The 24524-nt window shown below is 65.9% G+C and carries 26 protein-coding genes; 12 read left to right on the forward strand and 14 right to left on the reverse strand.

The annotated features are described in order from the left end of the window. Positions 1-42 precede the first annotated feature (42 nt). From FJ948_RS24580 to FJ948_RS24615, 8 genes are all read right to left on the reverse strand, one after another. The gene (locus FJ948_RS24580) at positions 43-441 is read right to left on the reverse strand and encodes a DUF1801 domain-containing protein (RefSeq protein WP_140709016.1); all 399 of its coding nucleotides are present in this window, start codon (positions 439-441) and stop codon (positions 43-45) included. 32 nt (positions 442-473) lie between these two features. After that, positions 474-911 (reverse strand): DUF1801 domain-containing protein, encoded by a 438-nt coding sequence (locus FJ948_RS24585; RefSeq protein ID WP_140709018.1) that lies wholly within the window; start codon positions 909-911, stop codon positions 474-476. 6 nt (positions 912-917) lie between these two features. Then, positions 918-1139, reverse strand: coding sequence for a hypothetical protein (locus FJ948_RS24590; RefSeq protein ID WP_140709020.1), 222 nt, complete (start codon positions 1137-1139; stop codon positions 918-920). A 40-nt stretch (positions 1140-1179) separates the two neighbouring features. Next, the gene (locus tag FJ948_RS24595; protein ID WP_140709022.1) at positions 1180-1572 is read right to left on the reverse strand and encodes a VOC family protein; all 393 of its coding nucleotides are present in this window, start codon (positions 1570-1572) and stop codon (positions 1180-1182) included. Between the two features lie 78 nt (positions 1573-1650). Then, the gene (locus FJ948_RS24600) at positions 1651-2082 is read right to left on the reverse strand and encodes an SRPBCC domain-containing protein (RefSeq protein WP_140709024.1); all 432 of its coding nucleotides are present in this window, start codon (positions 2080-2082) and stop codon (positions 1651-1653) included. Continuing rightward, positions 2079-2402, reverse strand: coding sequence for a metalloregulator ArsR/SmtB family transcription factor (locus FJ948_RS24605; protein ID WP_140709027.1), 324 nt, complete (start codon positions 2400-2402; stop codon positions 2079-2081). Before FJ948_RS24605 ends, FJ948_RS24600 begins: the two co-directional genes overlap by 4 nt. A 269-nt stretch (positions 2403-2671) precedes the next feature. Next, positions 2672-3388 (reverse strand): gamma-glutamylcyclotransferase, encoded by a 717-nt coding sequence (locus tag FJ948_RS24610; protein WP_140709028.1) that lies wholly within the window; start codon positions 3386-3388, stop codon positions 2672-2674. Positions 3389-3536: 148 nt separating this feature from the next. After that, positions 3537-4391, reverse strand: a complete 855-nt coding sequence (locus FJ948_RS24615) for an AraC family transcriptional regulator (protein ID WP_246677606.1) — start codon at positions 4389-4391, stop codon at positions 3537-3539. A gap of 192 nt (positions 4392-4583) precedes the next feature. On the opposite strand from FJ948_RS24615, the gene FJ948_RS24620 reads away from it, so the two are divergent. From FJ948_RS24620 to FJ948_RS24650, 7 genes are all read left to right on the forward strand, one after another. Further along, on the forward strand, positions 4584-5339 hold the full coding sequence (locus FJ948_RS24620; protein ID WP_246677607.1) for a phytanoyl-CoA dioxygenase family protein: 756 nt from the start codon (positions 4584-4586) through the stop codon (positions 5337-5339). Between the two features lie 205 nt (positions 5340-5544). After that, positions 5545-6567, forward strand: a complete 1023-nt coding sequence (locus FJ948_RS24625) for an ABC transporter permease (protein ID WP_140709034.1) — start codon at positions 5545-5547, stop codon at positions 6565-6567. 65 nt (positions 6568-6632) lie between these two features. Then, positions 6633-7601, forward strand: coding sequence for a sugar ABC transporter substrate-binding protein (locus FJ948_RS24630; RefSeq protein ID WP_140709036.1), 969 nt, complete (start codon positions 6633-6635; stop codon positions 7599-7601). Between the two features lie 81 nt (positions 7602-7682). Next, a complete protein-coding gene (locus FJ948_RS24635; protein ID WP_140709038.1) occupies positions 7683-9200 on the forward strand; it encodes a sugar ABC transporter ATP-binding protein in 1518 nt (505 codons plus the stop codon). Between the two features lie 12 nt (positions 9201-9212). Further along, complete coding sequence (rbsK, locus tag FJ948_RS24640; protein WP_140709039.1) at positions 9213-10187, forward strand: ribokinase; 975 nt, start codon at positions 9213-9215, stop codon at positions 10185-10187. After that, a complete protein-coding gene (rbsD, locus tag FJ948_RS24645; RefSeq protein ID WP_140709041.1) occupies positions 10184-10645 on the forward strand; it encodes a D-ribose pyranase in 462 nt (153 codons plus the stop codon). Before rbsK ends, rbsD begins: the two co-directional genes overlap by 4 nt. 1 nt (position 10646) lies before the next feature. Then, the gene (locus FJ948_RS24650; protein WP_140709042.1) at positions 10647-11489 is read left to right on the forward strand and encodes a 3-methyl-2-oxobutanoate hydroxymethyltransferase; all 843 of its coding nucleotides are present in this window, start codon (positions 10647-10649) and stop codon (positions 11487-11489) included. Between the two features lie 83 nt (positions 11490-11572). On the opposite strand, the gene FJ948_RS24655 is transcribed toward FJ948_RS24650, so the two are convergent. Beyond that, a complete protein-coding gene (locus tag FJ948_RS24655) occupies positions 11573-12481 on the reverse strand; it encodes a LysR family transcriptional regulator (RefSeq protein WP_140709044.1) in 909 nt (302 codons plus the stop codon). 96 nt (positions 12482-12577) lie between these two features. On the opposite strand from FJ948_RS24655, the gene FJ948_RS24660 reads away from it, so the two are divergent. From FJ948_RS24660 to FJ948_RS24670, 3 genes are all read left to right on the forward strand, one after another. Continuing rightward, positions 12578-13801 (forward strand): MFS transporter, encoded by a 1224-nt coding sequence (locus FJ948_RS24660; RefSeq protein WP_140709046.1) that lies wholly within the window; start codon positions 12578-12580, stop codon positions 13799-13801. A gap of 107 nt (positions 13802-13908) precedes the next feature. Beyond that, a complete protein-coding gene (locus FJ948_RS24665; RefSeq protein ID WP_140709048.1) occupies positions 13909-14601 on the forward strand; it encodes a DUF2270 domain-containing protein in 693 nt (230 codons plus the stop codon). A gap of 231 nt (positions 14602-14832) precedes the next feature. Next, complete coding sequence (locus tag FJ948_RS24670; RefSeq protein ID WP_140709115.1) at positions 14833-17046, forward strand: cation:proton antiporter; 2214 nt, start codon at positions 14833-14835, stop codon at positions 17044-17046. Between the two features lie 12 nt (positions 17047-17058). On the opposite strand, the gene FJ948_RS30390 is transcribed toward FJ948_RS24670, so the two are convergent. Further along, positions 17059-17202, reverse strand: coding sequence for a hypothetical protein (locus FJ948_RS30390; protein WP_181173799.1), 144 nt, complete (start codon positions 17200-17202; stop codon positions 17059-17061). 340 nt (positions 17203-17542) lie between these two features. Here FJ948_RS30390 and FJ948_RS24675 point away from each other — a divergent pair, with 340 nt between their 5' ends. Together FJ948_RS24675 and FJ948_RS24680 are read left to right on the forward strand one after the other, a co-directional pair. Then, positions 17543-19804 carry a PAS domain S-box protein gene (locus tag FJ948_RS24675; protein WP_140709049.1) on the forward strand — a complete coding sequence of 754 codons (2262 nt, stop codon included), beginning with the start codon at positions 17543-17545 and terminating at the stop codon, positions 19802-19804. Between the two features lie 15 nt (positions 19805-19819). Further along, entirely contained in the window at positions 19820-20188 is a 369-nt protein-coding gene (locus FJ948_RS24680) for a response regulator (RefSeq protein ID WP_140709051.1), read from the forward strand. A 10-nt stretch (positions 20189-20198) separates the two neighbouring features. Here the strand turns inward: FJ948_RS24680 and FJ948_RS24685 are convergent, their stop codons facing one another. Genes FJ948_RS24685 through FJ948_RS24700 form a run of 4 tightly spaced genes read right to left on the reverse strand, consistent with a single transcriptional unit; the run spans position 20199 to position 24515 of the window. After that, a complete protein-coding gene (locus FJ948_RS24685) occupies positions 20199-21080 on the reverse strand; it encodes an ABC transporter permease (RefSeq protein ID WP_140709053.1) in 882 nt (293 codons plus the stop codon). Then, positions 21077-22054 (reverse strand): ABC transporter permease, encoded by a 978-nt coding sequence (locus FJ948_RS24690; RefSeq protein WP_246677608.1) that lies wholly within the window; start codon positions 22052-22054, stop codon positions 21077-21079. The genes FJ948_RS24685 and FJ948_RS24690 overlap by 4 nt, the downstream gene beginning before the upstream one ends. Beyond that, positions 22051-23700 carry an ABC transporter substrate-binding protein gene (locus tag FJ948_RS24695; RefSeq protein ID WP_140709055.1) on the reverse strand — a complete coding sequence of 550 codons (1650 nt, stop codon included), beginning with the start codon at positions 23698-23700 and terminating at the stop codon, positions 22051-22053. The genes FJ948_RS24690 and FJ948_RS24695 overlap by 4 nt, the downstream gene beginning before the upstream one ends. Positions 23701-23741: 41 nt before the next feature. Next, positions 23742-24515 carry a DUF427 domain-containing protein gene (locus FJ948_RS24700; RefSeq protein ID WP_140709057.1) on the reverse strand — a complete coding sequence of 258 codons (774 nt, stop codon included), beginning with the start codon at positions 24513-24515 and terminating at the stop codon, positions 23742-23744. Positions 24516-24524: the final 9 nt, after the last annotated feature.

The raw sequence follows: 24524 nt of genomic DNA on the forward strand, positions 1-24524 counted from the left end.
TGAGGGGCAGCGCCGACCGTGACCGCCATGCGCAATGGACGATTACTTTCGGGACTTCGACTTGTTCAAGGCAACCGCCGCGCGCACCAGCGCCTTGAAGGCCTCCCCGTCGACATCCTCGCCCTTCTGGAAATCGATGGCGCGGCGTGTGTTGCCTTCGAGGCTGGAGTTGAACAGGCGCGCCGGATCGGGTAGCGCCGCGCCCTTGGCGAAGGTCAGCTTGACGACGGCCTTATAGGTCTCGCCGGTGCAGATCATGCCCGCATCCTCCCACACCGGAACGCCGCGCCATTTCCAGGTCTCGACCACGTCGGGATCGGCCTGATGGATCAGCGCGCGCAGCCGGGCGAGCATCTCGCCGCGCCAGTCGCCCAATTCCTTGATCCGGCCATCGATCAGCTCGGAGGGAGATTTGCTTTCTTGCGATCCCGTGGTCGTCATGATGTTTCCTCCTTCGAACTGAAATAGAGCGCTTACATGCGCTCGCCAGGCAATTGGCTGGCCTGCTTCACCCAGGCGCTGAACCGCGCCTCGTCCAACCCATCATCCTCGCGGATGTCGAGATAGCGCGTATCCCCGCTCTTGGACGCGCCCGGCGGCACCGGGTCCAGCGACTGGCCGCGAAAAAAGGCCACCTTGATGTACTTCGTGAAGCAATGGATGCCGAGGAACCAGCCCTCGCCCTCGACGCCGTAGAGCGGCGAGTTCCATTTCACCGCCTTTTGCACGCCGGGAACGGCGCGCTCGATGAGCGCGTCGAGGCGCTCTCCCACGGCACGCTTCCAGCCCGGCATGGCCGCGATAGAAGCCTGCACCGGCGCATCGCCATGGCCCTTGGCGATCCGAGGGTTGCCCCCGGAGAGTAGCTTCACCGGCGGAGCCTCAGGGACGGGTTTGGTCGATTTCGCCATCCGTTCCTATCCGTTGGCGCGCTGCGCGACGCGCCCTTTCGCAGTGTAAGGCAGCACGAACATATAGAGGCCGCTGAACAGCATCAGGAACAGCGGCGGCAGCGGCGAATAGACCACCCAGGCGGGCGGCTGCCCGAAGGCCATGGTGGCGAAGTTGGCGGCGACGGTGATCGTGAAGATGATCGACAGCCAGCGATGCGCCTGCCTTATCCATTTGCTCCAGTCCAATTCCACCTCCTCTTGCACTATGCGTTGAAACCCTGGCGCACTACCAGCGCGCCAGTTCCGTGATCTGGATGAGATTGCCGCAGCCATCGTTCACCTGCGCGATGGTCGACCCGGTCACTTGCGTCGGGGGCATGGCGAAGACACCGCCATTCGCCTTGATGCGCTCATGATCGCCCTTGATGTCGTCGGTGAACAGCATCAGCGCCGGCTGGCCTTGGCTGAAGATCGCCTGCTGGTAGGTTTTGGCCGCCGGATTGTCGTTCAGCGCCAACTGCAATTCGGTCCCCTCAGGCTCTTCGGCCGGGACGACCGTCAGCCAGCGGAACGGCCCATTGCTGAAATCGGCCTTCTTGGTGAAGCCGAGCACGCCGGTGTAGAAGGCAAGCGCCTTTTCCTGATCGTCGACATAGATGCTGGTCAGTTTGATCTTCATTGCTTTTCTCCATGGGTTTTGCTGGCGGAGAACCGCCCTTTGATAGTGCTGTATGGTTTTCAGCCTGGCCGGGAACGCTCAGTCAGTCCGCGCCAGAAGCTCTTCCAGCTTCTCCAGGAATTGCGGCCAGCCCATCTTGGCGCCGCCATAGGCGCGTCTCTGGTCGGGCCGGAAACCGGCCTGCTCCATGCGCAGATGGGTTCCCGTCGGTGTCGGCGTGAGCGTGAAGGTCACCACGCTCCTGAGATCGAAGGCCGGATCCTGGTGCGCTAGGTTCCAGCTGTAGGACAGCGTCCTGTGCGGCTCGACGGCAAGCACCTCGCAGTCCAGCACGCCGCCCCAGTCGGCGCTGATGTTGAAGCGGTGGCCGACAGTAGGCTTGAAATCGTTCTTCATCAGCCACTCCTCGATCAGATGCGGTTGCGTCAACGCGCGCCAGAGTTTTTCGGGCGGATGGGAAATCTCCCGCTCGACGACGACAGTGCGGGTTTCCTTTGCACTATCGTTCACTGGTCCATCCTTTTGAGCAGATCCTCAAGGTCGTCGAACCGGCTTTCCCAGAACCCTGCCATCTCCCGCGTCCAGTCCATCAGCGGCGCCAACGCGGCGAGCTGGGCGCTGTAATGCGTCTGGCGGCCCTCATGGCGGTCGCGCACCAGCCCGGCCTGCTTCAGCACGCCCAGATGCTTCGACACCGCCGGCTGCGAGACGCCGGCCTGTGTCGTCAGCGCTCCGACCGTCTGCTCGCCCTGGCGGCAAAGCCGTTCGAAGATCGCGCGCCTGGTCGGGTCGGCGAGCGTCCTGAAGATCATGTCATGAGCGTCTGGCATTCCTAATCGATAACCCGTTGGCTATTGGTTGACGTATAACCACAGGGATATATGTTCGTCAAGGGGAAGATTGGGAAGGCGGTAGCCGAAGCCCCAAACTTCGTCTTCCACGGGCGGAGCAAGGAGCGTAGCGACGCGGCGCAAACCCCTGGGTCTCCGCGACGGAGCTTCGCTCCTGCTTCGCCCAGGGATGACGAAATTGAGAGGCTCCCGCCAATCACCAACGCAGGCGATCCATCAACACAGGCGACTGGCTCCGTGCAAAGCCATTAGACGCCGGCATGCAGGCTCCCGATCTCCCGCGCCACCAGTTCCTGCAGCTGCCACAGATTGCGGTCGCGTATGCCGCGGGCGTCGAGGTGGCGGATCGTCTCGAACAGATATTGCGCGCCTGAGCCCCAATGGCCGACGGCGCTCGCCAGCGTCGCGGCGACCGCGTTCTTGTCGAGCTTGCCGGCATAGCGCGGATTGGCGGGGTCGACGACGAAGCCCAGCGCCCGGCATGGCCCCGATGATGTGGTGACCCGCAGCCAGCGCGGCACGTTGACGGCGGGCAGGATGGTCATTTCGCGGCGCAGCAGTGCTTCCAGATTTTCGGCGACCGGTTCGGCGATCTCGAACACCATGCCCTGGCACTGGCCGCCACGGTCGAGCGCCATCATCAGCCCGGGCTGATCGAGCGTGCCGCGAAAGCGCTGCACCGTGAAGCAGAACGAGCGGTGCCAACCCCGCGCCACCGCCCGCTCGCCGCCCCTCACCTCGCCGGCCGGCTTCCACAGCAGCGAGCCGTAGGCGAACAACTTTAGCGGCCCGGCCGGTGCCGAGGCCAGGATATCGTCGCGAACCCGCCCATAGTCGGCGTCGGTCATCGGGATCACGCCCGGCACCGGCCCGGCATCCTCGACCGCCCGCAGCGTACGCGCGACAAGCGCCTCGGTCAGCGCCATGGGTGCCTTGCGTGGCGCGATGGAAGTTGGCTTCTTCATGTTCGTCATGTTGCTGAAGGCAGAGGGATTCTCAAGGGTGCTGGACGCTCGGGCATCGCTTCACGTTCCGAGTTCGCTGAGTGCTTTTCCGCAAACGTTGCGCTGAGGTGAGTTAGCCCGCCCAAGCGCTTGAAAAGACTCCTCTCTGCTATCGCCCCGGCGCCGCGCTCAACTCGCTGCGCCGCCAAGCGGCCGGCGAGATGCCGACGGAGCGTTTGAACTCGCGGCCGAAATGGTAGACGTCGCAGAAGCCACAGGCTTCGGCCACTTCCGCCAGCGGTTGCTCGCCCTGCACCAGCAGCGACTGCGCCTGCATCAGCCGTTCGCGCACCAGCCATTGGTGCGGGCTGGTGCGCAGATGCTTCTGGAACAGCCGGCGCAATTGCGAGGGACCGAGGCCGGTCACCGCCAGCAGGTCCGGCGCGCCCCAGGCAAAGCCGGGCTCGGCGCGCATGGCGTCGAGCGCGGCGGCCAGCGGCCCGGGCAGATCGTCATGGCTGGCGCCGCCAGTCGCGCGGTCGACCAGAAGCAGGAACTCCGCGACCAGCTGGTTGAGGCGCAGGTCAAGCCCGGCGTCGCGCCGCCGCAGCGCCGAAAACAGCCGCTCGAACCACGGCGCCGGGCTCGCCGCCTCCGCGAACACGGCGCGCGGCGCGCCGTCGCCGAACAGCTTGCGCCGCAGCGCCACCGGATCCGGTCCGTCGAGCCTGAACCAGAGCAGCGTCCAGGGGTCGGCGGGATCGGCGCAATGCACATGCGGCGCTTCATTGGCCATCCACACCAGGTGGCCGGCGCGCATCTCCAGCCGCTGCCCCAACGTCTCGACATGGCCCCTGCCGGAGACGCAGTAGAGGATGTCCTGGCCGGGATAAAAAGGCCGTTCTATGCGGTAATCGCGCGCCGCCGCGACCTTGCCGGCGCGCGGCACGCTGAACGCCGCGCGCGTCCAGCCGCCGGCCGGCACATAGTGAAAACTCTCAATGACGGCGTTCTTTTCGAGCATGCGCGTTTTATACAAAAAGATCGCCCTGCTGTCCATTTTGTTGGCCACCGGGCGTCGCTATGGTTGCTCTCATGAGGCCGGGGATAACGGCAGGCAACGGCCCAAAACCCCGATTTTCCAGCCATTCGCGGCGGATCGCGCCATGGAGTGGCCGCTGTCAGGCATGCCAGGGAGGCAAGACGAATGTTGGCGATGACGAGGAAAGAAGCGGAAGACTACGCCCGCGACGGATACATTATCCGCAGGGGTCTGCTCAGCGTGGCGGAGGTAGAAGATTTCCGCGACCATGCCCGCAGGCAACTCGAGGCGGAAAACAAGAGCGGCGCCGTGATGGCCAAGGGCGACAAGGAGGGCAAGACCACCCTCCTGAAAATGTGGACCAAGGCCGAGGACGACAAATACGGGCTGCTCGCCCGCGACGAGCGCATGGTCGATCTCGCCGAAGACGCTGTCGGCAAGCCGATCTACCTCTACAGCCACAAGATGACCATGAAGCAGCCCAATGAGGGCGGCGCCTGGGAATGGCATCAGGATTTCGGCTATTGGTATAATTATGGCTGCCTGGCGCCGGAGATGATGAGCATCTATGTCGCGCTCGACAAGGCGACCCGGCAGAATGGCTGCCTGCAGGTGCTGAAGGGCACGCACAAGCTCGGCCGCCTCAACCACATCCGCGAGAACGACCAGACCAATGTCGAGCAGGAACACCTCGAGGCGGCACTCAAGCGCTACGAGCATATCTATGTCGAGATGGAAGCCGGCGACGCGCTGATCTTCGACGGCAATCTCTTGCACCGCTCGGACGCCAATCGTTCCGACACCTATCGCTGGGGCTATATCTGCTCCTACAACGCCATCGAGAACGCGCCCTTCAAGAAGGTTCGCGAATACGGAAACTTCGACGAACTGCGCAAGGTGCCGGCCGGCTCGTTCCGCAAGGCATCGTAACGCGACGACATCGGCACGGGCGGCCACGCCCAAGCCTGGCCATGATCCCTTTTCGAAAGATCGTGGCCGAACAGGGAGATAGAGCCTCATCCTGAATCACTTCGGGAACGGCTTCGAGGCATCGGCCCGAGCTCGGCGGGGTCGATGAAACGCAGAAGTGGCCATGCCGGTGAGGACCGGCGGCCGCGCTGAGGGAGGATAATGTATGACCCATGCGGTCAGGACCGGCGCGCGCGCGCCAGCCACCGACCGATTCACGCTGGCGCGGCTTTTGCGGGCGCGCGAGGCGGGCGTGTTCATCGCGCTCCTCGTAATGTGCCTGTTCCTGTCCTTCGCCACCGATGGATTCCTGACATCGCTGAACCTGCTCAATGTCGGGCGCCAGGTCTCCCTGCTCGGGATCATGGCGGTCGGCATGACGTTCGTCTTGATCGCCGGTGAGGTCGACCTTTCGGTCGGCTCGACCTACGCGCTGTCGGGCCTTGCCACCGGCATGCTGATCATCGCCGGCTGGGCGCTGCTGCCGGCCATCGGCGCCGGCCTCCTGACCGGTATCGTCATCGGCCTGATCAATGGCGTGCTCTCCACCTATGGCCGCCTGCCCTCGCTGATCGCCACGCTCGGCATGTTGTCGATCGTACGCGGCGCCGCGCTGATCCTGACCAACGGCCAGCCGGTCACGGTCAATGCCCGCAACGGCGCGCTGCCCGATGTGCTGGCGAGCTTTGGCTTCATGGGCCAGGGCTATCTGTTCAGCGTCATCCCCATGCAGCTCGTGTTCTTCGTCATCGTGGCCGCCCTTGCCTGGCTGGTGCTGTCCTTCTCCAATTTCGGCTTCCGCGTCTATGCCGTCGGCGGCAGCGCCAAGGCGGCGCGGGTTTCCGGCATCTCCGTCAACAAGGTCAAGATATCGGCCTTCGTGCTGATGGGCGTGCTTGCAGCCTTCGCCGGCATTCTCGGCCTTGCCTTCCTGCCCTCCAGCCAGGCCGGACGCACCGGGCTTGGCCTGGAGCTCGACGTCATCGCCGCCACCATCGTCGGCGGCGCCTCGCTGTCGGGGGGCGAAGGCACCATCCTCGGCACCATCCTGGGCGTGCTCATCATCGGCGTCATGCGCAACGGCCTGGTGCTGATGGGCGTGTCGCCCTTCGTCCAGGAACTGATGATCGGCCTGGTCATCATCATAGCGGTCGGCATCGACAAATGGAGCACGCGCCGCCCCACTTAATCCAAAAAACAACGGGTTAGATCCACGACACAGAAGCAACCAGAACCAAAAAGGGAGGACTATCCATGAACATCAGACACGTCATTCTCGCGGCGGCAATCGGCCTGTTTCCGCTCTCGGCGCACGCCGCGTCCAAGCTCGCCGATTTCCAGCTCGCACCGCGCATCAAGGCCAAGATCGACGCCGGCCAGCAGCTCGATTTCTACGTCTCCTACCATGACGTCTCGAACGAATTCGCGCCCTTCATGAAGGCCGGCGTCGAGCGCGCCGCCAAGGAGGACAAGGTCGGTGCCCAGTTCATCGGTCCGGTCGGCGCCGATGCCGACGGCCAGATCTCGGAGATCGAGACGCTGATGGGCAAGATGGACGGGCTGGCGATCTCCTCGGTTTCGACCGACGCGCTGGCGCCGGTGATCGACCGCGTCATCGCCGCCGGCATCCCGGTCGTCACCTTCAACACCGATAACCCCGAGAGCAAACGCCTCGCCTTCGCCGGCCAGGACCTCGTCCAGTCCGGCCGCGAGGCCGGCAAGCTGATGGCGAAAGTGCTTGATGGCAAGGGCAAGGTGATGATCACCACCATCGACGCCGCCGCCCAATGGTCGCTCGACCGCGAGAAGGGCGCGCGCGAGGCACTCAAGGCCGAATCCGGCATCGAGGTGGTCAACACGCTCAACACCGGCACCGACCCGCAGAAGATCTATTCGGCGATCGAGAACGCCATGCTCGCCAATCCGTCGATATCAGGCGTGCTGTCGCTCGAATGCTGCTCGACGCCGGCCGCCGGCACCTGGGTGGAGCGCAACAAGGCCGCCGACAAGGTCAAGGTCGTCGGCTTCGACCTGCTCGACCAGACGGTGCAGCTCGTCCAGGACGGCAATGTCGATGCCACCATCGACCAGGCGCCGGAAAAGCAGGGCTTTGCCGCCGTCGACCTCCTGGTAAAATTCCTCAAGGGCGAGCCGATCGACAATGTCGACACCGGCGTCGGCATCTACACCAAGGAAAACATCGCCGAGGTCGTCAAGAAGTAAGCCTCGGTTCGGCACGGCCGCCGATCCCCGTGGACCGGCGGCCGCTTGCGCGAATTCAACCAGCCCCAAGCCAGCAGGTCCATGACAGAGCAACCGACCCCTGCCCCGATCGTCGAGATTTTCGGACTGACCAAGCGGTTCCCCGGCGTGCTGGCGCTCGACCGCATTTCCGTCGCCTTCCGGCCCGGCGAGGTCCATGCCGTGATCGGCGAGAACGGCGCCGGCAAGTCGACGCTGATGAACATCCTGGCCGGCGACCTGCAGCCCGATGGCGGCGAGATCCGCATCGACGGCAAGCCGGCCACCATCGCCTCGCCGCTCGCCAGCCGCACCGCAGGCATCACCGTCGTCTATCAGGAGCTGGCGCTCTGCCCGACGCTGACCATCGCCGAAAACATCATGATGTCCGACATGGCGGCGCGCTCCGTGGTGTCGCTGGTGCCGCGCGACGAGATGCGGCGCGAGGCACGCGCGGCACTCACCCGGCTCGGCATGGGCACGCTCGACCCCGACACCAAGGTTGGCCGCCTGTCGGTCGCCGAAATGCAGCTGGTCGAGATCGCCGGCGCCATCCGCCAGCGCGCCCGCGTGCTGGTGCTGGACGAACCCAATTCGGCGCTCTCCAAGCGCGAGAGCGACCGACTGTTCGACATCGTCAAGCAGTTGCGCGGCGAAGGCGTCACCGTCATCTACGTCTCGCATCATCTGAAGGAAGTGCTCGACCTCGCCGACCGCATCACCGTGATGCGCGATGGCCGCACCATCGAAACCATGGACAATTCGGGTCTGTCGGAAGAGCGGCTGATCCGCGCCATGGTCGGCCGCGAGCTGGACACCGCGCGGCAGTGGTCGCTGCAGGCCGAGGCGCGCTCGCATGAGGCGCCGGTCGTGCTCGCCGTCGAGAAGCTGACCGCGCCCGGCCTGGACGAGGTGAGTTTTCATGCCCGCGCCGGCGAGATCCTCGGCATTGGCGGCCTGCCGGATTCCGGCAAGGACATGCTCGGCGAAGCCTTGTTCGGCCTCTGCTCCCGGCATGGACGCCTCACCATCGACGGCAAGGAATTGCGCGGCGGCGACCCCCAGGCCTCGATCCGCAACGGCATGGCGCTGGTTCCGGCCGACCGGCGCGGCGCCGGCGCGCTGTTGACCATGAGCGTCGCCAACAATGTCGTCTCGGCCTCGCTGCCGCGCTTTTCGCTGGCCGGCTTCATGCGGCGTGGCGCCGTGCGCCGCGAGGCGCGCGCGCAGGTCGCCCGGCTCGATGCGCGCATTTCACATCTTGGCCAGAAACTGGCGACGCTGTCGGGCGGCAACCAGCAGAAAATCATCCTCGGCCGCAGCCTCGTCACCAACCCGCGCGTGCTGGTGCTGCACGAGCCGACGCGCGGCGTCGATGTCGGCGCCAAGGCCGAGATCTACGCCATCTTGCGCGGCATCGCCGGCGAAGGCGTGGCGGTGGTGATGATCTCGTCGGAAATTCCCGAATTGATCATGAACGCCGAACGCGTTCTGGTGCTGCGCAATGGCCGCATTTCGGGCGAACTGACCGGAGCCGGCATCAACGAGGAAGCGATCCTGGCGCGCGCCATGGCGTCCTGAACGAGGGGATTGATGAGCAAGACCGCACCCAAGATCACCATCGTCGGCAGCTTCGCCGTCGGCCTGACCATGCGCGCGCCCAAACTGCCGATCTTCGGCGAGACCATGCTCGGCACCGATTTCGACATGGGCGCCGGCGGTAAGGGTTCGAACCAGGCGGTGGCGACCGCAAGGCTGGGCGCCAGCTCCTCGCTGGTCGCCATCATCGGCACCGACAAGCTGGCCGGCATCGCCACCGACCTCTACGCGGCCGAGGGCGTCGATGCGAGCCTGGTCTCGACGCGCACCGAACGCGCCACCGGCGTCGGCTTCATCATCCTCAACGACAAGGGCGAGAACTTCATCATCCTCGACATGGGCGCCAACGAACTGATGGACGCGGCGGTCGTCGACACCGCCGAGACGCGCATCGCCCAAAGCGACGTGGTGATGACCGTGCTCGAAGTGCCGATCCCCGCCGCCGCCCGCGCCATGGAGCTTGGCCGCCGGCATGGCGCCCGCACCATCCTCAATCCGGCCCCGGCACGCCAGTTGCCGGACGCGATCTTCAGGGATGTCGACTATCTCACCCCGAACGAGAGCGAATTGCGCATCCTGCTCGGCCTGCCCGCCGACGATCCGCGTTCCTCGCGTGAACTCGCCGGCGAGTTGCGCCGGCGCGGCGTACGCAATGTGGTGGTGACGCTCGGCCGCAGCGGCGCGCTGATCCTGACCGACGAACTCGACGTCATGGTACCGGCGGTGCCGGTGGAAGTGGTCGACACGACGGGCGCCGGAGACGCCTTCAATTCCGGCTTCGCCGTGGCGCTGGCCGAGGGCCGCGACATCGTCGACGCGGTGCGCTTCGGCGTCGTCTGCGGCGCCATCGCCTGCACCAGGCTCGGCGTCATTCCGGGCCTGCCCGAGCGCGCCCAGGCCGACGCGCTCTACGCCGACGCAATCAAGACGACATGGCCCCAAAAGACAGCACAGAAGGAAAAAACATGAACCGGAACCGGCTGCTCAACGCCGAACTGTCGCACGCCATCGCCTCGATGGGCCATGGCGATCTGATGATCGTCTGCGACGCGGGCTTTCCGATCCCGTCGAGCGCCTGGCGCATCGACCTCGCCATCTCGCCCGACGTGCCGGATCTCGAAACCGTGCTCGGACCGATCGCCGAGAACCTGATCGCCGAGCGCGTCGGCTATGCCGACACGTTGCCGGTGCACAACGCGCCACTGCTGGCGAAACTGAAGCGCCTCTTCCCCGACGCCGATTTCGAGACGGTGACGCACGAGACCATCCTCGGCGAGATGGCGAAAAAGGCCAAGGTCATCGTGCGCACCGGCGCTTTCGACCCATGGGGCAATATCCTCATCTATTCCGGCGTAGACGTGCCGGCATGGTTCTCCAAGCCCGGCGTAGTGGCGCCCGATTATTACGCGAAGAAATTGAAAGGCTGACATGCCGCGCATCTTCGACTTCGGCGGCCGCGAGGTCGAGCGCTCGGTGACGGTGGCGAGCCTGCGCGCGCTGAAGGGCAGCGGCCGGCACGTCGCGCAGGTGACGGCCGAAACGGGAGAGGAAGCGGCGGCCGCGGAAGCCGCCGGCATCGAAATGGTCGTCTGCCGTGCGGCCAATGTGGCGCGCGTGCGCGAAGGCTCGCGCCGCGTCTTCGTCACCGCCGCCCTCGGCTTCGCCGACGCGGTGACGCCGGACGAGATCCTGCGTACCGCCTTCTCCGCGATCACGGCCGGGGCCGACGCCTTGATCACGGGACGCGGCCACGACACCGTGCGCATGCTCGCCGACGAACAGATCCCGGTCATGGGCCATCTCGGCTTCGTGCCGCGCAAATCGACATGGGTCGGCGGCATCAGGGCGGTCGGCAAGACCGCCAACGAAGCGCTGGCGCTCTGGGACCGTTTCCAACGGCTTGAGGATGCCGGCGCCTTCGCCGTCGAATGCGAGATCATCCCGGCTGAGGTGATGGCCGAGATCAACCGCCGCACCGGCCTGGTCACGGTCTCGCTGGGCTCCGGGCCGGCGGCGGACGTGGTGTTCCTGTTCACCTCCGACATATCGGGCGAAAGCGCCCGCCTGCCCCGCCACGCCCGCGCCTGGGGCAATCTGGCCGCGCTTCACAAGGCCGTTCGCGACGCGCGCATCGAGGCGCTGTCGGGGTTTCGCAAGGAGGTTGCGAGTGGCGGCTATCCGGCGGAGGCCGAACTGGCCGGGATTGCCGACGCAGAGTTGGAAGAGTTTCGCGCCCGGTTGGGGGCGGTTGGAAGCAAGCGCGAGTCCTAAAGATCGGTTGGAACGAGAAACGGTGCCCGACAAACAAACGCCTCGTTCCTTCGCGTATCCGAAGATCGCGCGAGCAAACATGGCTACGACACCAGCGGCATCGGCACCTTCAGCCCGTCGATCAGCGCATCCCGAAACAGCGCGATGGGCCGGCTGAGACGCCCGGCCGGTGGGCGGTGCAGCAGCCAGGCGCGCACTTGCGGCTTGAAGTCGGGGCAGTCGATCACCTCCACAGCGTCGCGCCAGCGGCTGTCGGCGAAGGCGCCCGGCGTGACGATGCCGATGCCGTGGCCGCGCGCCACCAGCGACATTCTGAGGTCGACGCTGAGCGCCTCCACCCCGACCTGGAACGGCAGCCGCGCGGCCTCGAAACTCTGCCTTATGAAGGCGCGAAAACCGCAGCCATTCTCGTTCATCACCCAGGCGAAACGCGACAGCTCGGCGAGCTTCGCCGGTTTCGGCACGCCAAGGCCGGGGGACGCCACAAGCAGCACCGATTGCGCGCCGAGATCGTCGCAGACCAGTTCGTCCGGCGGGGCCAGGCCTTCGGCAAGGCACACCGCCACCGCGTCGAGTTCGCTGCGCGACACCTGCTCGACCAGCCTTGGCGACCAGCCGGAGGTGATGCGCAGCGTCAGTTGCGGAAAGGCGGCGCGCAGGCTGTCGAGCGGCAGCGCAAGTGCCGCATCCGAGAGATAGGGCATGATGCCCAGCCGGAACTCGCCCTTGACCGCGCCTTGCGGCGAGACGCCGGCCTTCAGATCCTCGAGCGAGCGCAGCACGCGGCGGCCGTGCTCATAGGCTTCGCGTCCGGAGGCCGTCGGCTTGAGCGGCTTCGACTGGCGGTCGAGAAGTGCCGTCGACAGCCCGTCCTCGAGGTTCTGGATGCGGCGCGTGACACCCGGCTGGGTGAGGTTGAGCCTGGCCGAGGCGCCGACGATGGAACCGGTTTCCACAACGGCGACGAAGGCTTCGAGATCATGGATGTTCATGCGTACCTCGCATAATCATTATCGAATTCATTGAATTGTAGCATGATAAAGCTTTGGCATAAAGTCCTCGGACGATATGCAATTCTTGAGGACCCAATGCCCGACACCAATGACGGCCAGTTGTGCGAGCCGCTGCCGCCTGCAACCATCACCGGCCCGCAGACGCTGCTGTTTGCCGCCTCCACCGGCATCATCGTCACCAATCTGTTCGCGCCGCAGACACTGGTTGGGCTGATAGGCCCGTCGCTCGGCGCTGGCGCCGCGAGCGTCGGTCTTGTCGCCATGGCGACGCTGCTCGGCTATGCCGCCGGCCTGTTCTTCCTGGTGCCGATGGCCGATCTCGTCGAGAACCGTGCCTTGATCCTGCGCATGCTCGCCGCGGCCGCGTTGGCGGCCGGCATCGCGGCGCTGGCCCCCACGACCGCCTCGCTGCTGATCGTCCTTTTCATCCTTGGCGCCGCCTGTTCGGCCATCCAGATCCTGGTGCCGATCGCCGCCTCGATGGCACCGCCCGGCGAGGCCGGGCGCGTCATCGGCGACGTGATGAGCGGGCTGATGATCGGCATCCTGCTGGCACGGCCGCTGGCCAGCCTCGTCGCCGACGCCTTCGGCTGGCGCGCCTTCTACGGACTCAGCGCCGCTGCCCTCATCCTGCTCGCCTGCGTGCTCGCCTTCACCTTGCCGCGGCGGCGGCCGGAGGCGAAATCGTCTTATGGCGCGCTGATCGCCTCCCTGTTCAGCCTGCTGCGTAACGAGCCGGTGCTGCGGCGCCGGGCACTGACGGCGGCGCTGGTGATGGCGGCGTTCAGCCTGTTCTGGACGGCGGTCGCCCTGCGCCTCGCGCAGCCGCCCTTCGGCCTCGGCCAGCGCGGCATTGCGCTGTTCGCCCTAGTCGGCGCCGGCGGCGCCGTCGTCACGCCGCTGTTCGGCCGCGCCGGCGATCATGGCTGGACCCGGCCGGCGACGATCTTCTGCCATCTCGTGCTGATCGGCGCACTGGCGCTCGCCGCCTGGGCCGGATCCTCCCAATCCGGATCGTCGTGGACGCCGCTCGTGCTGATGGGCGTCAGCGCCGTGCTGCTCGACATCGGCGTCACTGGCGATCAGACGCTTGGCCGCCGCGCCGTCAACCTCTTGCGGCCCGAGGCGCGCGGCCGCCTCAACGGCCTGTTCGTCGGCATTTTCTTCATCGGCGGCGCCATCGGTTCACTGCTGGCCGGTATTGCCTGGGCCTGGGCAGGGTGGCCGGCCGTCTGCACCATCGGCGCCGCCTTTGGGCTCGCCGCACTGCTGGTCGACTGGATCGGCGGGCCGGAATGACCGCCAGCCGCGACGATCCGCCAGTCACGACGGAGCCTCCCCTTGGCGCGGGCCACCGCTATGGAACGAGATCGCTTCCACCACGTTTTATCAGGCGGGAGGAACTCATGGACGATATGCCGGCAACACCCGTCGGCAGGCCGCTTTCGCCAGGTGAACTGGTCACCGTGATGTCGCATTTCCATCGCGCCGAGATCGCCCGCATGGCCGGCTGGCGCGACCGCCTCGACCGCACCAGCAATTGGGCGATCACGGTTGTCGCGGCGATGCTGTCGGTGTCGCTGTCAACGGCCAGCGCCCATCACGGCGTGCTGCTGTTCGCCATGCTGCTGGTGCTGCTTTTGTTGTGGATCGAGGCGCGCCGCTACCGGTTCTTCGATGTGTACCGCGCCCGCGTGCGCCAGTTCGAGCGCCATTATTTCGCGCAGATCTTCTCGCCGCAGCCCGACTTCGCCTCCGACTGGCTGCTGGTCGTCGGTGAAAGCCTGCGCACGCCGAAATTCCTGGTTTCACAACGTGTGGCGCTGGCGCGCCGTCTGCGCCGCAACTACCTGCACATGATGCTGATCCTGCTGCTCGCCTGGATCCTCAAACTGTCGACCCCGAGCCTGATCGACCAAGGCGTGCCGGTCGGCTTTGCCGGCACATTGCGTGAGGCCGTGAGTGCCGCGGCGCTCGGTCCCATTCCGGGCATCGTCATCGTCGCCGCGGTTGCCCTCCTCTACGCCGGTTTGGTGGCAGCCGCCTTCCTGACGCCGGGCGACGACGGCGAACTCTCCTTCGGCGACGTCCACGTCTGAGTTCGATGTCTGAGTTCGATGCTGGGCCAACACCTCGCGGCGGATGGCTGCAACGCAAACCTCAGCCGCGCGTTGTGATGGTCAGTCCGCGGCGGCGTCTTGAAGGGACCCATGATCCACCCACTGGCAACAAGGTCGCACGGCACCGCGGCCGCTCTTTCGCTGGCCTTTCTCGCACTCGCACCGGCAAACCAGGCGCTGGCCGCGCAGCCGGCCGGCCACGCCTCGGGCATGGGCGGCTCGGCCGAGGGGCTGTTCGTCGCCGAGATCGTGCTCCTCCTTCTGGTCGGCCGTGGCCTCGGTGAAATCTTCCAGCGCTATGGCCAGCCGGCGATCATGGGCCAGCTGATCGGCGGCATCCTGCTCGGGCCCTCGCTGTTCGGCTGGCTCTGGCCCGACGCGCAGCATCTGATCTTCTCCCCCGACCCGGCGCAAAAAAGCATGATCGATGCCGTCTCGCAGCTCGGCATTCTGCTGCTCCTCCTGCTCACCGGCATGGAGACGGATCTGCGCCTCGTGCGGCGGGTGGGCGCGGCCTGTTTTTCGATCTCGATCACCGGCGTCGTGCTGCCCTTTGCCTGCGGTTTCGCGCTGGCGCAGGTCTTGCCGGACACGCTTCTGCCAGAGCCGAGCGAGCGCATCGTCGCCGGGCTGTTCCTCGGCACGGCGCTGTCGATTTCCTCGGTAAAGATCGTCGCGATGGTGGTGCGCGAGATGAACTTCATGCGCCGCAATCTCGGCCAGGTCATCGTCTCCTCGGCGATCATCGAGGACACGATCGGCTGGCTGGTCATCGCCGTCACCTTCGGCATCGCCACAAATGGCAGCCTGCAGGTGCTGCCATTGTTCCTGACGGTCGCTGAAGTGGCGCTGTTCATGGTGTTCTCCTTCACCATCGGCCGCCGCCTGGTGTTCACCCTGATCCGCTGGAGCAACGACTCCTTCCGCAGCGAATACGCCGTCATATCCGTGATCCTCATCATCATGGGCGTGATGGCGCTGATCACCAATCTGATCGGCGTCCACACCGTGCTCGGCGCCTTCGTCGCCGGCATACTGGTCGGAGAATCGCCGATCCTGTCAGACCATATCGAGGGCCAGCTGCGCGGCGTCATCACGGCACTGTTCATGCCGGTGTTCTTCGGCATGGCCGGCCTGTCCGCCGACCTCACCGTGCTTGTCGACCCGACGCTGGCGCTGCTGACGCTGGCGTTGGTGCTGATCGCCAGCATCGGCAAATTCTCGGGCGCCTTCCTCGGCGGCAGGCTGGCCGGCATGTCGCTGAAGGAGTCGACCGCCGTCGGCAGCGCCATGAACGCGCGGGGCTCGACCGAGGTCATCGTCGCCTCGATCGGCCTGTCGATGAACATCCTCTCCCACAATCTGTTCACGATGATCGTCACCATGGCCGTCATCACCACGCTCGCCATGCCGCCAATGCTGCGCTGGGCGCTCGGCCGGCTGCCGGTTGGCGACGCCGAAAAGCAGCGCGTCGACCGCGAACTGCTCGACGAGCGCGGCTTCGTCTCCAAGCTGGAGCGCTTGCTGCTGCTTGTCGACGACAGCCCGGTCGGCAAGTTCACCGCCTATCTCGCCGGTCTCGTCGGCGGCGGCAGCGGCATGCCGACCACGCTGCTTCACCTGGAGGGCGGCGAACTGCCCGGCCCTGCCCGCGACAAAGGTCCCGAGCGAGCCTCCAAGCAGGTCAAGAGGGGCGCGGCCAAAAGTGCCCGGGCCGTCAGCAAGGCCGAGGATACGCCCGTCGACAAGGTCCACCTCACGGCCCGCACCGAGCTTGCAGCCACTACAGAGACGATCGCCGCCGAGGCCCGCAAGGGCTACGGCCTGCTGCTGGTCGGGCTGGACAACGCGCTGACCGACAAGGGCACTTTCAGCGCCACGTTGAACGACATCACCGGCGGCTTCGACGGCCCGCTCTGCCTGGTGCTGAATGGCCCCAAGGCTGATGGCAAGATGCCGATGCTGCGCGCCGGCGCGACCATCCTGGTTCCCGTCAACGGCACCGAGGTGGCGCGGCGCGCGGCCGACTTCGCGCTCGCCCTGGCGCGGCCGCACCGGGCGCGCGTCAAAGTCCTTTATGTCTCGCAGGCGCGCAAGGGCGGCCGGCCAGGCTCGGTCTCGCACCGCCGCGAGGAGGCCGTGCTCAAGGATGTCGCCGATCTCGCCGACCGCTACGGCGTCGCCGTGGAAACGGCGATCAGGACACGCGCCACGCCCGACAAGGCGATCGCCAGGGAAGCGGCCAAGGGCGCCGCCATGGTGGTGATGGGCGTCACCCAGCGACCCGGCGAAGAGCTGTTCTTCGGCGACACGGCGACCGCCGTACTGGCCGCCATCGCCTGCCCGGTCGTGCTTCTGGCCAGCGACCGCGTCCGCCGAACCGAAGCCGCCGCCGAGGAAGCGGCAGCCGAGGTCGGCGCCTGACGCGTTTTCGATCTAAAGCCCGAAGAACTGCCGCCCGATCATGTAGCCCAGCGCCGCCGCGACGAGCGGGAACAGCGCCGGCGCGACCTTGCCGAAGAGGGAAATGCTTGCGTCCTTGGGCGGCACATAGCGTGCGTTGCCGAGATTCTTGGTCATTGCCTACCCCACGCGCGCCGATAATTAGCGAATGCTTATTGACGCATGGCCGCATTAACGGTTGGCAAAGAAATTCGATCGAATAGCCGACTATTGCGTGGCGAGCCGGTAGCCGCGCAACGAAAATTCTCTTATATCGGGAACCGATCGGCCCTCTCCCGGGTTTGCCCCGAGGGGACAGGCATGTGATCACGATCTCATCGACTGCGAGACAGCCCGGCAATGCGCCCGTGGCGCGAAGCCTCGGCTCCTTGGCGGCCCATCCTTGGCAATGTCGGGCGGCCGCCGACACGTTAGCGACCACCGGCCTCGCATGACGCCGATCGATCCACGAGACACCATGCCAGCCAGCACGGGCGCCTTAACCGAGCTTCGTCATCCCTTTCTTTCCGGCGGCGGGCGGCTTGGCTGCCTGATCGCGGACTTCGACTGGGCCTCGACCTCGATCGGCCCGATAGAGGGCTGGCCGCAGAGCCTGAAGACGGCGGTGTCGCTCATCCTGCGTTCAAAGGTGCCGATCGTCATGCTGTGGGGCGAAGACGGCATCATGATCTACAATGACGGCTATTCGGAATTCGCCGGCGGGCGTCATCCCCAATTGCTCGGCTCCAAGGTGCGCGAAGGCTGGCCCGAAGTGGCCGACTTCAACGACAACATCATGAAGGTCTGCCTAGGCGGCGGCACGCTCGCCTATCGCGAGCAGGTTCTGACGCTCAACCGCACCGGCAAGCCCGAGCAGGTGTGGCTCGACCTCGACTATTCGCCGGTGCTCGACGAGAGCGGCGAGCCAGCCGGTGTCATCGCCATCGTCATCGAGACGACCGCGAAGGTCGCGGCGGAACGCTGGCAGGCGGGCGAGCGCGACCGGCAGCGCCAGATGTTCGAGCAGGCGCCTGGTTTCATGGCCATGCTGTCGGGTCCGCGGCACATCGTCGAACTGACCAACGCCGCCTATATGCAGCTTGTCGGCCATCGCGACATCATCGGCCTGCCGATCCGTCAAGCGCTGCCCGAGATAGAGGGCCAGGGCTTCTTCGAACTGCTCGACCGGGTGTACTCCTCCGGCGAAGCGTTCATCGGCTACGCCTTGAAGACCGAGTTGCAGCGCACACCCGGTGCCGCGATCGAGGACCGCTTCATCGACCTCGTCTACCAGCCGGTGCGCAACCCCGCGGGCGAGGTGTTCGGCATCTTCGTCCAGGGCGTCGACGTCACCGACCGCCTGCTCGCCGAACAGGCGCTGCGCCAGAGCGAGACCCAGTTCCGCACCTTCGCCGAAGCCATGCCGAACCACGTCTGGACGGCGACGCCACAAGGGCTGCTCGACTGGTTCAACCCGCGCGTCCACGATTATTCGGGCGCCGCCGCCGGTGCGCTGGATAGCCAGGGCTGGGCCGCGATCGTCCACCCCGACGACATCGGGATGGCCGAGGGGAAATGGCGTCAGGCATTGGCCGCCGGCACATTCTACGAGACCGAATTCCGCCTGCGCCGGCATGACGGCCTCTATCGCTGGTTCATCGCCCGCGCCGTTCCCATCCGCGACACGGACGGCGCCATCGTGCGCTGGATCGGCACCAACACCGACATCGACGACCAGAAGCAGGTGGCACAGGCCCTGCTGCAAAGCGAACGCCGCTTGCAACTGTCGCAAAATGCCGCCGGCATCGCGGCGCTCGAACTCGACATAGCCACGGGGACCGTGGTCGGCTCCGAAGGCTTCTGGGGGCTCTGGGGGCTGCCGCCGCGTGACAGCGTGCACATCTCGGTGCTAGAAAACATCGTCATTCCGGAGGACAAGGACGTCCGCTCCAACCCCCGGACGCGGGAACAAGGCACGGCGGCACCCGCCGTGGAGTACCGCATCCGGCGGCCCGACACCGGCGAGCTTCGCTGGCTGTCGCGCCATATCGACTTCGTCCATGACGAGACCGGCAAGCCGCTCAAGATGTTCGGCGTCATGCAGGATGTCACCGACCGGCGCGAGGCGCAGGCGAGACAGGAATTGCTGACCCACGAACTCGAGCACCGCATCAAGAACATCCTGGCGATGGTGGCGGCGATCGCCTCGCAGACCCTGCGCAACACCGATATCGCCACCGCGAGCGCCACCTTCAACGAACGGCTGCGCGCGCTGGCCAACGCGCACGACATCCTGAACAAGACCCGCTGGACCAGCGCCTCCATCCGCGAAGTGGTCGACAACACCATCGCCGCCTTCCCGGTGGCCCAGATCACCGTGTCCGGTCCGGCGCTGCCGATCAATCCGAAGATGGCGCTGACGCTGGCTCTGGCCGTCAACGAGCTTGCCACCAACGCGCTGAAATATGGCGCCCTGTCGACAGCCGAAGGCAAAGTGGCGATCAAATGGTCGCTGCGGCCGTCGCATGACCGGCCAGGCGACATCAGACTGATCTGGCGCTGGCGCGAAAGCGGCGGCCCGCCGGTGACGCCGCCCAGCCGGCGCGGCTTCGGACGGTTCCTCATCGAGCGTGTGCTGGGCACCGATTTCGGCGGGGCGGTGCGGATCGACTACCATCCCGACGGCGTCGAATGTGTGCTGGACGCGCCGGCACCCCAGTTGCCGACGGCCCCTTACTGACTAGATAGGCATGCCATGACCAGTCAGCCCCCCGTCACAGTCCTTGTCGTCGAAGACGAGGCCTTTTTGCTGTTCGCCATTGCCGATGAACTGCGCGAGGTGGGGTTCGATGTGCTGGAGGCGAGCAACGCCGACCAGGCGATCCGCATGCTGGAGAGCCGGCAGGACATCGCCATCCTGTTCACCGACATCGACATGCCGGGTTCGATGGACGGCCTGCGCCTGTCGGCCGCCGTGCGCGACCGCTGGCCGCCGGTCAAGATCATCATCACCTCGGGCAAGCAGCAGCCGTCCCGGGACGCGATGCCGAGCGGTGGCGTCTTCCTGCCCAAGCCCTACGCACCGGCAGCCGTGGCCGCCACCATTCACGGCCTGCTCGCCTAGGTTTTACAACTCACTTGTCGCTGTTCTCAAACGCGCCGATCCCTTGCGCGATCAGGTTGGTGGCCATCACCAGCGAGATGATGGCGGCGGAGTTGAACACCACCACCCACCATTTGCCGCCGGTGAGAAAACCGTAGCCGTCGGCGATCGCCAGCCCCCAGTCGGCCGATGGCGGCTGGATGCCGAGGCCGAGGAAGGAGAGCGTCGCGATCGAGAAGAAGGCGTAGCCGAGCCGGGTGATCAGCTCGATCAGGATGGTTTCTCGGACATTGGGCAGGATTTCCAGGAACATAATCGCCAGCCTCCCTTCGCCGGCCAGCCGTGCGGCGTTGATATAGTCGCGCTCGCGCTGTTCGCGCGCTGCGGTGCGCACCGTGCGCGCCACCAGCGGCGCATAGGCAAGACCGATCACCGCGATGACGGTGAAGTTGGACGGGCCGATCGCCACCAGCGCCATCGTCACCAGCACGATGAAGGGCAGCGACATGACGGCATCAAGCAGCCGCGCGCCGACGGCATCGACCAGGCCGCCGAAAGTGCCGAGCACCAGACCGATGACACTGCCTGAAGCAACGCCCGCCAGCGTCGCCAGCGGCGCCACCATGAGGATGTCGCGCGAGCCGACGATGATGCGCGAAAGCACGTCGCGGCCGAGCTGGTCGGTGCCGAACCAGTGCACCGCGTCGGGCGCCGTCATCATCGACAGGAAATCCTCGGCATAGGGATCGAACGGGACGAACAGCGCGCCGAACAGCGCGCAGGCGACCCAGAACAGCAGCACCGTCGAGCCAATCAAGGTCGACGGCGCCACGCCAAGCAAAAAGCCGCGCAATCTGCCAATCCAGGAGAGCCTGATGTCGCCGCGCATCGGTGATTGCGCCAAATCGGTCATGGCGTGGCCCGGCGGCGCTGGCGCGGATCGAGCAGCGCCTGCAGGAGATCGCCGATCGCGGCCGTCGACACGAAGATCGCCGCCATCACCAGCACGCCGGCCTCGAGCATCGGGAAGTCGCGCGCCTTGGCGGCGCTCAGAACCAGATTGCCGAGCCCCTGTATGCCGAACAGCGCCTCGATCACCACCAGCCCGCCGAGCAGGAAGCCGCTCTGCGTGGCGATGACCGCCACCGTCGGCACCAGCGCGTTGCGCAGCACGTGCTTGAACAGCACTTGCGAGGGGCTCAGCCCCTTGAGGATCGCGGTGCGCGTATAGTCGGCCGCACGCGCCTCTATCACCCCTGCCCTGGTCATGCGCGCGACATAGCCGATAAGGTTCAAGACCAGCGGCAGCGCCGGCAAGACGAGATAGTAGCTGGTCGTCCAGAAGCCGGCCCCATCCGGCGCCGCACCGGTGATCGGAAACCAGGCCAACCACAGGCCGAAGACCATCAGCAGCAACAGTCCGGAGACGAAATCCGGCACGATCGAGAGCGAGACGCCGGTCAGCACGATCGCCCTGTCGAGAAGGCTCCCCGAGCGCAGGCCGGCGGCGACACCGGCGCCGATGCCGATCGGCACCAGGAACAAAAGCACGATTCCGGCGAGTGCCGCGGAGTTGCGGATGCCTTGCAGGACGAACGGCGCCACCGGCGCGCGCATCGACAGCGAGTCGCCGAAATCCCCCGTGATCGCCTTGCTGAACCAGTGCCAGTATTGTTCGAGGATCGGCTGGTCGGTGCCGAGCTTGCGGTTCAACTCGGCGACCGCCTGCGCGTCCGCGAACGGACCAAGCATGACGCGGCCGACATCGCCGGGCAGCACCTGCCCGGCGAGGAAGACCAGCGCGCTGACCAGCCACAGCGTGAGCAGCAGCGAGCCTGTCCGCGCCGCCACGGGCCGGACGATCGCGATCGTGGCGATGCCGCTCAAACGAACGACACTTTGTCGAGCAGCAGGTGCGAGATGGCGGTGAAGCGCACGCCTTCGACCCTGGCGCTGACGATGCGGCTGTATTGCGAGAAATAGCTGATGATCAGCGGCGTCTCGTCGAGCAGCAAGGTCTGTATCTTGCCGGCGGCGAGCCGCTGCGCCTGCAGGTCGCGCGCCTTGCCATAGTCGATGAGCAGCGCATCATAGTCCGCATTGTTGAAATGCGCCGCGTTCCAGGCGCCTGAACTCTTCAGCGTCGCGTTGAGGAAGATGTCGGGCGTGCCGCGATGGCCGAAATCGGTGATGCCGAGATTGGAGTCCAGCCAGGGCGAGGAGCCGAACGTCGCCGAGCCGTAATAGGCATCCTGCGGCAGCACGTTGAGCTTGATGTCGATGCCGGCCTTCTTCGCGAAATTCTGGATGATCACCGCGTAGTCGGGAATGTCATAGGCGCGCTCGGTGGTCAGCGTCACCTCGAACCCGTTGGGCACGCCGGCCTCGCCGAGCAGGCGCTTGGCCTCGGCGATGTCTTGCTTGCGCTGCGGCACCGATGGATCGGCCGAGGGGAAGATCGGCGCGAAGGGCGTGTCGTTGCCGACGATGGCGCGGCCCTTGAGCAGGCCCTTGACCACCGCTTCGCGGTCGATGGTCAGCGCCAGGGCGCGGCGGATGCGCTTGTTGGTGAACGGCGCCTGGTCGGTTCTGAGATGCGCCGGGTCATGCGAGCTTGCCTGCACGCTGAGCAGCTTGAAATTGGGATTGCCCTCGATCGCCAGTTCCAGCCGTGTGGTGCTCGGAATGACGTCGATCTGGCCGGCCTGCAGCGCCAGCACCTGCGCCTGTTCGTCGTCGAAGAACTTGATCTCGACGCGGTCGGGGAGCGCCTTGTCGCCCCAATAGTCGGGATTGCGCACGAAGCTGGCGCCTTGCTTGGGGCGGAAGCTTTCCAGCTTGAACGGGCCGGTGCCGTTGAAAGTCTTCTCGAAATCGCCGGCATAATCGGCCGGCACGATGACGGCATTGTAGACGTCGGAGGAGACGTAGAACGGGAAGTTGCTGTTCGACTGGTCGAGATCGAAGGCGACCGTCTCGTCGTCGACGGCCTTGGCGCCGCCCTTGGACAAGATGCCCTTATAGGCCGACAAGGCCGAGGAGCCGCTGGCCGGATCGACAAGCCGTTCGAAGCTTGCCACCACATCCTTGGCGGTCACGGTGCGGCCGTCGTGGAATTTCACGCCTGGCCGTAGCTTGAAGGTCCAGCGCTTGGCGGTCTCGTCGGCTTCCCAGGACAGGGCAAGCTTCGGCTGCAGCCCGTCCTTGGGATCGTCGAGGATAAGATACTCGCCGACCTGGCTGATCACGCCGATGCTGGCCGGATCGGTGATGGTGACCGGATCGATCGCCTTGGTCGGCTGTCCCAGGCCGACGCGCACCGTGCCGCCGGCGGTCGCCGCGCGTGCGCCAGATGTGAACAGCCCCTGCGAGGCGGCAAAGCCGGTGAGGCCGAGCAGTGCTGCGTATTTCAAGAGGTCGCGGCGCTTGAGGAAGCCTTGCGCGTATTCGTCGACCGCGACATTCCAGATGTCACTGGACGCAGTGCGGCGGGATTGATTGCGCAAAAGTTCGATGTCGGAACGTCTCGTCATTGTTTTTCTCTCTTGAAAGGGGAGCTGGAAAAAAGCCGCCGTCAGGCCGGCTGGCCGTCGAGATGGATGCGGTCGACCGCTTGCGGATAGAAGGCGATCAGGCCCTTGATCTTGGAAACCTCGTCGATCGGCTCGCGATAACTCCAGGCGATGTCGGGGCGAACCGAACCATCCCCGAGCAGGCCCGACCAGTAGGAGGCGATGCCCTTGTAGGGACATCGCGTCGTGGAACTGGACGCCGTCAGCCGGTCGACCCTGATATCCTCGGGCGGCAGGTAGAAGCGCGTCGGCAGATGGGTCTCGAACAGCAGCACCGGGCGGTGGCTGTCGGCGATGATCTCGCCGTCGAACCAGACCTCGACATGGCTCGAACTCTGCAGCACGTCGATGCGCGCATAGGGGTCGCGGGCGTGGACGAAGACTTCCTCTTCCTCCTCGAACCACTGGTCGACCGCCTTCCAGGTGAAGGCGATGCGGCCGGCGAGCGGCGCCAGGTTCTCGTCCCGCGGCGCCGTGAACGACCAGGCCGCGTTGGCGGCGCGTCTGTCGCCGCTGTCGATGTCCCAATAGGCGGTCTCGCCGCCGACCGCATGCGGCTCGCGATGCAGCGACGGTTTCAGCACCGACGGATCGACCTGGGATGGCGGGAAGAAATAGATCGGCAGGAAATGGTTGGAGCGCAGCACCAGCACATTACGGCTGTCGGCGATAGTGCGGCCGCCAAATTTCACACGCACGCGCTTGGGGCTGGTGAGCACGTTGACGAGGCGCGGAGCGCTGGCTTCGCGAGGCTGGAGGTTCGGCGCGGCGGTCATGATGGCCTC

The organism is Mesorhizobium sp. B2-3-12, from assembly GCF_006442205.1.
Classification (GTDB): domain Bacteria; phylum Pseudomonadota; class Alphaproteobacteria; order Rhizobiales; family Rhizobiaceae; genus Mesorhizobium.

What these genes read in the sequence shown, in the direction of transcription:
- FJ948_RS30390 (WP_181173799.1), bottom strand. Translation starts at nt 17,202, where the DNA reads ATGACCAAGAATCTCGGCAACGCACGCTATGTGCCGCCCAAGGACGCA.
- rbsK (WP_140709039.1), top strand. Translation starts at nt 9,213, where the DNA reads ATGAGCAAGACCGCACCCAAGATCACCATCGTCGGCAGCTTCGCCGTC.
- FJ948_RS24700 (WP_140709057.1), bottom strand. Translation starts at nt 24,515, where the DNA reads ATGACCGCCGCGCCGAACCTCCAGCCTCGCGAAGCCAGCGCTCCGCGC.
- FJ948_RS24620 (WP_246677607.1), top strand. Translation starts at nt 4,584, where the DNA reads ATGACGAGGAAAGAAGCGGAAGACTACGCCCGCGACGGATACATTATC.
- rbsD (WP_140709041.1), top strand. Translation starts at nt 10,184, where the DNA reads ATGAACCGGAACCGGCTGCTCAACGCCGAACTGTCGCACGCCATCGCC.
- FJ948_RS24625 (WP_140709034.1), top strand. Translation starts at nt 5,545, where the DNA reads ATGACCCATGCGGTCAGGACCGGCGCGCGCGCGCCAGCCACCGACCGA.
- FJ948_RS24580 (WP_140709016.1), bottom strand. Translation starts at nt 441, where the DNA reads ATGACGACCACGGGATCGCAAGAAAGCAAATCTCCCTCCGAGCTGATC.
- FJ948_RS24650 (WP_140709042.1), top strand. Translation starts at nt 10,647, where the DNA reads ATGCCGCGCATCTTCGACTTCGGCGGCCGCGAGGTCGAGCGCTCGGTG.
- FJ948_RS24680 (WP_140709051.1), top strand. Translation starts at nt 19,820, where the DNA reads ATGACCAGTCAGCCCCCCGTCACAGTCCTTGTCGTCGAAGACGAGGCC.
- FJ948_RS24660 (WP_140709046.1), top strand. Translation starts at nt 12,578, where the DNA reads ATGCCCGACACCAATGACGGCCAGTTGTGCGAGCCGCTGCCGCCTGCA.
- FJ948_RS24675 (WP_140709049.1), top strand. Translation starts at nt 17,543, where the DNA reads ATGCCAGCCAGCACGGGCGCCTTAACCGAGCTTCGTCATCCCTTTCTT.
- FJ948_RS24585 (WP_140709018.1), bottom strand. Translation starts at nt 911, where the DNA reads ATGGCGAAATCGACCAAACCCGTCCCTGAGGCTCCGCCGGTGAAGCTA.
- FJ948_RS24695 (WP_140709055.1), bottom strand. Translation starts at nt 23,700, where the DNA reads ATGACGAGACGTTCCGACATCGAACTTTTGCGCAATCAATCCCGCCGC.
- FJ948_RS24615 (WP_246677606.1), bottom strand. Translation starts at nt 4,391, where the DNA reads ATGCTCGAAAAGAACGCCGTCATTGAGAGTTTTCACTATGTGCCGGCC.
- FJ948_RS24630 (WP_140709036.1), top strand. Translation starts at nt 6,633, where the DNA reads ATGAACATCAGACACGTCATTCTCGCGGCGGCAATCGGCCTGTTTCCG.
- FJ948_RS24635 (WP_140709038.1), top strand. Translation starts at nt 7,683, where the DNA reads ATGACAGAGCAACCGACCCCTGCCCCGATCGTCGAGATTTTCGGACTG.
- FJ948_RS24610 (WP_140709028.1), bottom strand. Translation starts at nt 3,388, where the DNA reads ATGAAGAAGCCAACTTCCATCGCGCCACGCAAGGCACCCATGGCGCTG.
- FJ948_RS24670 (WP_140709115.1), top strand. Translation starts at nt 14,833, where the DNA reads ATGGGCGGCTCGGCCGAGGGGCTGTTCGTCGCCGAGATCGTGCTCCTC.
- FJ948_RS24595 (WP_140709022.1), bottom strand. Translation starts at nt 1,572, where the DNA reads ATGAAGATCAAACTGACCAGCATCTATGTCGACGATCAGGAAAAGGCG.
- FJ948_RS24665 (WP_140709048.1), top strand. Translation starts at nt 13,909, where the DNA reads ATGGACGATATGCCGGCAACACCCGTCGGCAGGCCGCTTTCGCCAGGT.
- FJ948_RS24655 (WP_140709044.1), bottom strand. Translation starts at nt 12,481, where the DNA reads ATGAACATCCATGATCTCGAAGCCTTCGTCGCCGTTGTGGAAACCGGT.
- FJ948_RS24685 (WP_140709053.1), bottom strand. Translation starts at nt 21,080, where the DNA reads ATGACCGATTTGGCGCAATCACCGATGCGCGGCGACATCAGGCTCTCC.
- FJ948_RS24605 (WP_140709027.1), bottom strand. Translation starts at nt 2,402, where the DNA reads ATGCCAGACGCTCATGACATGATCTTCAGGACGCTCGCCGACCCGACC.